This is a genomic window from Aeromonas sp. EERV15 (genome assembly GCF_900079845.1).
Classification (GTDB): domain Bacteria; phylum Pseudomonadota; class Gammaproteobacteria; order Enterobacterales; family Aeromonadaceae; genus Aeromonas; species Aeromonas sobria.
Genome location: NZ_FKKY02000115.1, coordinates 1 through 468, shown reverse-complemented (window position 1 = coordinate 468; position 468 = coordinate 1). Strand labels below are relative to the sequence as shown.

The following is a 468-nucleotide window of genomic DNA, read 5'->3' as shown; positions in this document are numbered from 1 at the left end:
ACAAATCCTATCTCATCGAGTCCACGGTAGATCGGTTTCACGGCTCCTGGAAAGGTCCAGCGATGAGGCGGTAAATCATGCGCGCTCGATTGTTTCGTCTCTGGACATGACGGCGTTCAGGTGACACCGTGCCGAGAGCGAACTCAAGGGAGGCGTTGCGCTGCGCCGGGACGCGCAGGACGCTGCTCAGCCCCCTGAACCACGCTGTACTGGGTCGCCTGTGCGAGGGCGAGCAGGAACGCCTGGACCCAGCTCATCGCCGCCGCCGAGCCGAGCCGGAAGCTCCGGAACCCCTCCTCGGCGATGTACATGATCGTCGTGCGCGTCTCGCTGCCCGGCCCGCCCCCGGTGACCAGGTACGCCTGCCCGAACATGTTGGCCGACGCGAGGACGGTCGTCGTCACGACGAACACGAACACCGGCCTGAGCCCCGGCACGGTGACGTGGCGGAACTGCTGCCAGCGGGTC

The 468-nt window shown here is 66.0% G+C and carries 1 pseudogene; it reads right to left on the bottom strand.

Annotated elements, in window-relative coordinates:
• Positions 1–143: 143 nt before the first annotated feature.
• Positions 144–468: pseudogene (locus BN4575_RS20655) on the bottom strand (sugar ABC transporter permease); the annotation flags it as partial.